Origin of the sequence: Sodaliphilus sp. (assembly GCF_045598405.1) — a bacterium.
In the GTDB taxonomy this organism is placed as follows: Bacteria; Bacteroidota; Bacteroidia; order Bacteroidales; family Muribaculaceae; genus Sodaliphilus; species Sodaliphilus limicaballi.
Window position 1 is genome coordinate 24,337 of the sequence record NZ_JAZLLZ010000190.1, and the last position, 7,496, is coordinate 31,832.

General features: G+C 51.6%; 5 protein-coding genes. 4 read left to right on the top strand and 1 reads right to left on the bottom strand.

Annotation, left to right across the window (positions count from 1 at the left end; translation table 11 throughout):
- The first annotated feature begins 9 nt into the window (after window positions 1-9).
- Window positions 10-3,432 carry a type IX secretion system sortase PorU gene (porU, locus tag ACKI3C_RS12560; protein WP_407405586.1) on the top strand — a complete coding sequence of 1,141 codons (3,423 nt, stop codon included), beginning with the start codon at window positions 10-12 and terminating at the stop codon, window positions 3,430-3,432.
- A gap of 130 nt (window positions 3,433-3,562) precedes the next feature.
- Here porU and ACKI3C_RS12565 read toward each other — a convergent pair whose 3' ends face one another.
- Window positions 3,563-4,384 (bottom strand): DUF3667 domain-containing protein, encoded by an 822-nt coding sequence (locus tag ACKI3C_RS12565; RefSeq protein WP_407405588.1) that lies wholly within the window; start codon window positions 4,382-4,384, stop codon window positions 3,563-3,565.
- A 159-nt stretch (window positions 4,385-4,543) separates the two neighbouring features.
- Between ACKI3C_RS12565 and ACKI3C_RS12570 the strand changes: the two genes are divergently transcribed.
- The 3 genes from ACKI3C_RS12570 to ACKI3C_RS12580 all read left to right on the top strand — a co-directional run bounded on the left by ACKI3C_RS12570 (window position 4,544) and on the right by ACKI3C_RS12580 (window position 7,158).
- Window positions 4,544-5,272 carry a Bax inhibitor-1/YccA family protein gene (locus tag ACKI3C_RS12570; RefSeq protein WP_407405590.1) on the top strand — a complete coding sequence of 243 codons (729 nt, stop codon included), beginning with the start codon at window positions 4,544-4,546 and terminating at the stop codon, window positions 5,270-5,272.
- Window positions 5,273-5,298: 26 nt separating this feature from the next.
- Window positions 5,299-6,276: a hypothetical protein gene (locus ACKI3C_RS12575; RefSeq protein WP_407405592.1), complete on the top strand. Its 978-nt coding sequence runs from the start codon at window positions 5,299-5,301 to the stop codon at window positions 6,274-6,276.
- Between the two features lie 408 nt (window positions 6,277-6,684).
- Complete coding sequence (locus tag ACKI3C_RS12580; protein ID WP_407405594.1) at window positions 6,685-7,158, top strand: Lrp/AsnC family transcriptional regulator; 474 nt, start codon at window positions 6,685-6,687, stop codon at window positions 7,156-7,158.
- Window positions 7,159-7,496: the final 338 nt, after the last annotated feature.

Genomic DNA, 7,496 nt, shown 5'->3' on the forward strand with positions numbered 1-7,496 from the left:
ACTTTGCTTATGAATATCAAAACCGCAAGGCACTTCATTGCCACATGTGCCATAGCTATCGCATACTTATCCCTACCTACCACTGCCCACGCTCTTTCTGCATCTAAATATACAACGCAGTCACAACTAGCAACAGGACGGTGGGTCAAAATCGCCATTCCCGAAGACGGAATCTACGAACTCACCGAGCAGGAACTGCTCGAGATGGGCTTTGCCGATGCCAGCCGTGTGAAACTATTCGGCCAGGGCGGACACATGATCAAGGAACTTCTTGACAACACTTTCACCGACGACCTCACGCCGGTGCCCGTGGCACGCATGGACGGAAAGATGTGCTTCTATGCCTGCGGGCCTGTAAATGTCTATTATAACGTGAGCTCCGAGTCGTTCACTCGCAGCATCAACGCCTACTCCACTATGGGTTATTACTTCCTCACCGATGCCGACGACAAGCCCTCGGCGTCAGTGACGAGAAGCGAGCCCGTGATGCTCCCGGTCAACCACGTGCACACCACGAGCTTTGACTACACCTACCATGAGATCGACCAGTACTCCTTCGGCATGACAGGAAAGGCTCTCATGGGCGAGAACATCACCACCGGAGGCAAGTTTGATGTCAGCATGCCAGGAAACAAGGGCTACGTGGTGAGGGCACGCATCAATACCGGCGCCAAGCTCATCAGCGGCAAGACAAACCTCAAAGCAACGCTGGCAGCCAACGGCACCACAATGCCTCTGACGCTCTCCAAATCCGACGTCAGCGCCAACGCGGCCAACTACTACGGCGAATGCAATACAGCCACCACCATCATCACCGACACCCCCATCACGCAAGGCACGCTCAACCTTTCGTTTGACGTTAGCGCAGGTGTGATGTCGCACGCTAGACTCGACAACTACATCTTCACCTACACTCACGCCAACTCAATGGAATACAGCACCGACAACCAGTTGCGCATGGTTTTCAGCGAGTTTGAGACCGGCGACATCATGGCACTGGAAAAGTCAGAGCCTTCAACACGGGTGTGGGACGTAAGCAACCCGGCTAAACCTGTCGAGCTGCCGCTGTTCGAGACCGAGTATGGACGCATCTTCGTGGCAAGCGACACGATGCTCACGCAATGCGTCGCCTTCACCCCCGCAGCACAGCTCAAGAAAATTGCCGCGTTTGAGCCCATCGACAACCAGAACCTCCACGGCATGAACGTGCCCCACATGCTCATCATCACCAACAGCGAGTTCATGGAGCAGGCACAGCGCATAGTACAGATGCACGCACTCACCGACGGACTCGAGGTTGTTGCCGTCGATCAGGAAGATATTTTCAACGAATTTTCCAGCGGCACACCCGATGCCATGGCCTACCGGCTCCTGTGCAAGATGCTGTATGACCGCGACAGCGACAAGTTTAAGTATCTCCTGCTCTTGGGTGAAGGTTCCTATGACAACCGCGGGCTAGCTACTAACAAGAAGAACCGCATCATCACTTACCAGACCGACAACAGCAACAACGAGAGCTCTTCTTACACCACCGACGACTTCTTCGGCTTCCTTGAAGACAACTCCGGAGGCACGCTCTCTTCGAGCCGACTCAGCATAGGCATCGGACGCATCCCCTCGGCCAACGCGCAAGAGGCTGCCAGCGACGTCGACAAACTCGTCAAGTATGTCACTGCACCCGACTACGGACCCTGGCGCAACAACTTGTTCTTCTCGGCCGAATACAAGGACGGAGAGAGCAATCCCGACCTGCACCAGTCACAGGCCGAAATGCTCACACGCATCGTTGAGGAAGACATCAACTCGTCATTCGCCTTCGACAAAGCTTACGTCAACATGTATCCCAAAGCCGTGGGCGAAGAAATATTGAGCGAGCACTCTCGCACTGCCGCCGAGGCCAACAGGCACTTCAACGAAGCGATGCAACGCGGACAGTTCTTTGCAACCTATGTAGGCCATGCAGGACCCAAGGCGTTCACTAACAGCCGCATGTGGACCATCGACGATGTCATGTCTAAAAACTATGACCACCTGCCCATCTTCACCACTGCATGCTGTGACGTCGCTTGCTTCGACAGCGACCAGCGTGGCATTGCCGAGCAGATGTTCCACAGGCCACAAGGCGGTGCCATTGCGCTGCTCACTTCCACACGTCAGGTACTCGCCACCGGCAACGACAACCTCAACCGCGCATGGATCAAGACCATGTTCGACTGGAACAAGTCGGGCACCTTCCACACCCTGGGCGAAATCAACAAGCTGGCCAAGCTCTCGCTCGGTGGCAACACCACCAACCACCACAAGTACGTGCTCCTGGGCGACCCCGCCATGCGCATCACCTATCCCGTGCCGCTGTTCCAGATCACCAGCATCAACGGCACCGACGTCACCGCCCCCGATGCCGCGGCATCAACACAACCGCTGCAACACATCAATGTCACAGCGCAAGTGCTCACCCCCGACCGTAGCGCCATCGACACCGACTTCAACGGCGACGCCACTCTCACCATCTATGACCTCTCCAGGTTCTTCCGCACTGCCAACCAGACGATGACAAACTACATCGTTGACATGTACTACCCGCGCGACATACTCACCCAGGTGACAGGACGCGTAGAGAATGGCATCTTCCACGGCACCGCCGTGATGCCACGCTATTGCCGCGCCGTGAACCAGCTGGGCAGCATCACTGTCTTTGCCCACAAGGACAACACCGACTTCATGGTGAACGGCTCTTTCTCAAACCTCACCATCAAGCAATTTACCCAGCCCGAGACCGACGACAACGAGCCTCCCGTCATCGCTAGCATGTATCTCAACGACGAGGAAACATTCGGAGCCAGCACCACCGTTGCCCCCAATTCTACCCTCTATGTTCACGCTACCGATAACCTCGCCATCAACAACCAGTCGGGATCCATGGGCAGCAACATGCGTCTCGTGCTCGACGGCGGCAAGAAGTCGTTCTACACCGTGGGCAACAATGCACGAGTGACCCAGCAGGGCCAGAGCCTTGACATCGCATTCCCGCTCAACGGGCTCACCACAGGGTCACATTCACTCACCCTCACGATTCACGACGCAGCAGGAAATGCAACCTCACGCACCATTTCATTCAACGTGGGCAAGAAAGAGACAGTCAAGCTCACCGTTGCCCAGCAACCGGCAACCACACAGGCCACTATCAACGCCTCGCAGCCCCCCCTCGCGCCTGTCAGCATCAAGGTCAACGACGCCATGGGACACCTCGTGTGGAGCACTGCGGCAACCTCATTCCCCGTCACATGGGACCTCCGGGACAACTACGGCCGACGTGTGCCCGGCGGACTATACCGCGTGAGCGGAACATTCGAGAACGAAGGCACCACCGGCGCAACCAACACCGCCGACATCATCGTCATCAACCGCCAGAACTCACCCATCAAGAAATAGAGAAATCCAACCTTTGCATGTTAAATACCCCGCACATTCTAGGCGTAAAAGCTCACAGAATGTGCGGGGTTATCATTACGGAAACCCTCATTTTCGGCAGAGGGAATTTTGGCCTATATACTTCACGCTATTACATGCCGTAATAGAACATTAACGACATGAAAAGCAGCATTATGAATGCAAGCACCAGTGCCACCACGGTCACCGTGCGCCACAATGTGCCCCACCAGCCGAAGCCGAAGAGCTGCTTGTAGGCGATGAAAACAAACGGCAATGGCAGCAGCACGTCATTGAACGACATGCCCAAGGTCAAGTCAAGTGTGGAGTCAATAATGTCTGCTATCAAGAACTGGTTAGACATCCACACCTGCACAAAGATGCATTCGCCCAGATTGATGCGTCCAAGCCGCGGACTGAACCGGAAGAACACTCGCGCCAAGCACGCCATGACCATCGCTATCCCTATCCACAGGAAAGCCTGGTAATCGTTGATAGTGTGAAAAATGGTGTTCAGCGACTCTGCGACTTCCTGCGGTCCGTCTTCGGCAGTGAACAAGTCGTCGGTGCCTGCCATGTGTTCAAGCAGCAGGTTGAGGGCAGCCAGCAGGAACAGCGTCTTGAACGGAGGAAAATACATCTGGCGTCGTCCGTGCAGGTAGTCGGCAATGAGGTATCCGGGACGCAAAATCAAGTGCCACACATTGCGTGGCATGCTGCGCGACCCCAGTCCCCACACGTCGGCAGCGCCGGTCATGACCGACTTCCACGAGATGCGCTTGATCTTGCCCGTCTGCCCGCAGGCAGGGCAATAGTGCCCGCGGTATTCAGTACCGCAGCACAGGCACGTGCTTTCATTCATGTCATCTACATGAAACTGCACAGGCTCTTGCTGCCAGGTCTTGAATTGTATGTATTTATCAAGAGCAAGTTTCTTTATTTCTTCTATTTTCATACGTTCTTGATAGCGTGAAGTTACTACGTTGTCGCAATGTTAACAATTTTTCAGCATTGAACGATAATTATTGCGATTTATTTGGCACGAAAAATGCTGATATATTTTTGTCACATGAGAGATATACATTAATTTTGCAACTGTAAAAATAAATTTGATATGAACAACAACTATTCTAACACTTACCCAGGCACCTATGCAGAGGCATCGCATGGTGTGCAGTCGCTGCAATCTTACGTAGCAAAGGTTATGCGTCAAGTTTACGGGAAAATGTTCCTGGGCCTCATCATCACAGCCATCACAAGTTTTGGAGTAGCCATCACTCCCGCCGTGTCAGAGTTCATCTTGAGCAGTCCATTCCTGTTCTACGGACTGATGATTGTCGAGGTGGGCTTGGTACTGGCAATCTCGGCTGCTATCAACAAGATAAGCACCCTTGTGGCCACATCGCTATTCTTCCTCTATGCTCTCGTCAACGGATTCACCCTCAGCGTGATATTTTTCGCGTATGAGATAGGCAACATCGGCTTGGCATTTGTCACCACGTCAGTCACCTTCGGCGCCATGTCGCTCTACGGCTATGTTACCCGCCAGGATCTTTCCAAGCTGGGTTCGTTCCTCGTCATGGCACTCATAGGCGTAATCATTGCTTCGGTCGTTAACATCTTCTGGGGCAACGGCGTCTTGGACCTCATCATCTCGATTGCCGGCGTGATCATCTTCATTGGCCTCACAGCATGGGACACCCAGAAGATCAAACGCATGGCATCGATGACCGATCCCAGTATGGCAGGCAAAGTGTCAACAATAGGCGCCCTGGAACTCTATCTCGACTTTATCAACCTGTTCCTCTACATCCTGCGTCTATTGAGCCGCGCCAACAAGTAAAACCCTGATTATTCTCAAAAAAAATCATGAAACGTCAAGCACTATTATCATTACTGGCAGCGGCAAGCATGGCACTGCCCGTGGCTGCCCAGACCGAAGACACACAACCCACCAACGTGCGTCAGGAAGAACGCACGGCCTATAACACTGCACGCAAGCTAGGCACAGTGGATGCATGGGATATTTTCATCAACAACTACCCCGAGTCGTTCTACATCGAGCAGGCACGCAAGAATCGCGATAACGCCATTGTGGTCTCTTACTGTAACAAGGAAACCACACTTGACCGACTCGTGCAATATATCGAAGAGAACACAGCCCACGAGCCTCGCATACGCTTGTTTTATGCTAATCTGGTGAACAACCCCACGCACTCATTCCGCTATGAGCACATGGACATCGGCTTCAACGGCTGCACCGGCAGGGTGAACGAGCACATCGAGTTTGCCAACGGGGCAAAGCCTCGCGACAATTACTTTGTCTTCAACGACAAGGGATTGCTCATCGAGCAGAGCGTCATGGGCAGCAAGGGCAACTCACGTGTGGCTACCTACACCTACGGCTATGACAACCTGCACGGCTACAGCCTCAAGACTTGCAAGATGAAAGACGAGAAGCCCAGCACAAGCGTGGTGACCTATGACGACAACGACAAACTGCAATCGATAGCCATCGACGAGAGCAAGTGGTCTTACACCTACAACGAGTATGGCTCGTTGAGCAAATTGGTGTCACAGGCCGGCAAGTCGGTGCGCACGCTGGTGTATAACGACGGCTACATCATCCGTGAAGAGACCGCAGGCAAGGTTTACCGCTATCTGTATGACTATGACAGCGCCACCCAGAAGAGATTTCTCATTGGCATTAACGAAATACAGGACGGCGTTGTAGTGCACGAGCGCAAAGTGAACTACACAATCGACACACGCGGACGCATTACCCGCGCCGAGATCAGCTATGACGGAGCACTGCAAATGACCATCACACGCCAGTTTGCCAACTGAAACCAAGCCACGCGCATAAGCACATATCCCAACCTCGGGACACAAGAACATAAAGGACACCGAAACCATGTCCTTTATGTTCTTTTTTATAATTTGATACCCACACAACTTTACCCGCTACACATCAACCGATTACGGAATTATATGCACATGTTTTGCGACGGGTTTCAATGTGTCAGTTTACTAAAAATAGTGATAAATGACGTTTTTTTGTTACGAATTATTACCAGTTTCAGTTTTTTTATGTATCTTTGTTTGCGAAATACAACGTGCATGCTATGCAATAGTATATGCATGCACTAGTACAAGCACAATTTGTAATAAATTTTCAATAAATAACAATAATTATTTGCACTGCGAGTAATTATAGACAAGACAAATAATTAACTCTAAATATCAGTTCTCATTATGGCTAACTCAAAATTAGATTCACTGGATTTCAAGATCCTGAAAATGTTATCACTTAACGCACGCAAGCCTTATCTGGAGATTGCTCGTTCATGCAACGTGAGCGGTGCAGCAATTCACCAGCGCATCCAGAAGTTGTACAGCATGGGCGTGATTAATGGTTCTATCACCCTCATCAACCCCTCGGCAGTAGGTTATGACACCTGCGCCTACATAGGTTTCTTCCTCAACGACCCCTCCAAGTTCAATGAGGTTGTTGACCGCCTCAAGGCTATCCCCGAGGTAGTTGAGTGCTACTTCACCACAGGCAAGTACGACATGTTTGTGAAACTCTATGCACAGAACAACGACCACTTGCTCAGCGTGATCCACGACAAGTTCCTCAAGATGGGTCTAGGCCGCAGCGAGACACTCATCACATTCAAAGAAGTGTTCAAGCGCCAAATCCCCATCAATGAAGTAGCAGAGGATTAAGACATCACAATTCACGAAACAAATGCCACCAGGACTTGCCCCCAGGTGGCATTTATTTTTTAGGGCAAACGCAATTTACCCAATAGCACTGATATTAAATTAACTCAAGTTTCGCAAGCATCAACTTGAGTGGTTAAAGGTTAATGAAATGTGTGTTTGGATAATAGAGGTTATTAACTTCCCAAATACTACATAGATAACTCAACTTTAGCATGTAAAACCATTTGAGCCTCACCTATTTGATCCGATTAGCGTCCTGCTGGACGCAGTGCGTGTTGCATTTCTTCCCCCACCGCCACTTCGTTCGGCGGTGGGGGTTATTTAGGTATTGTCCTGCC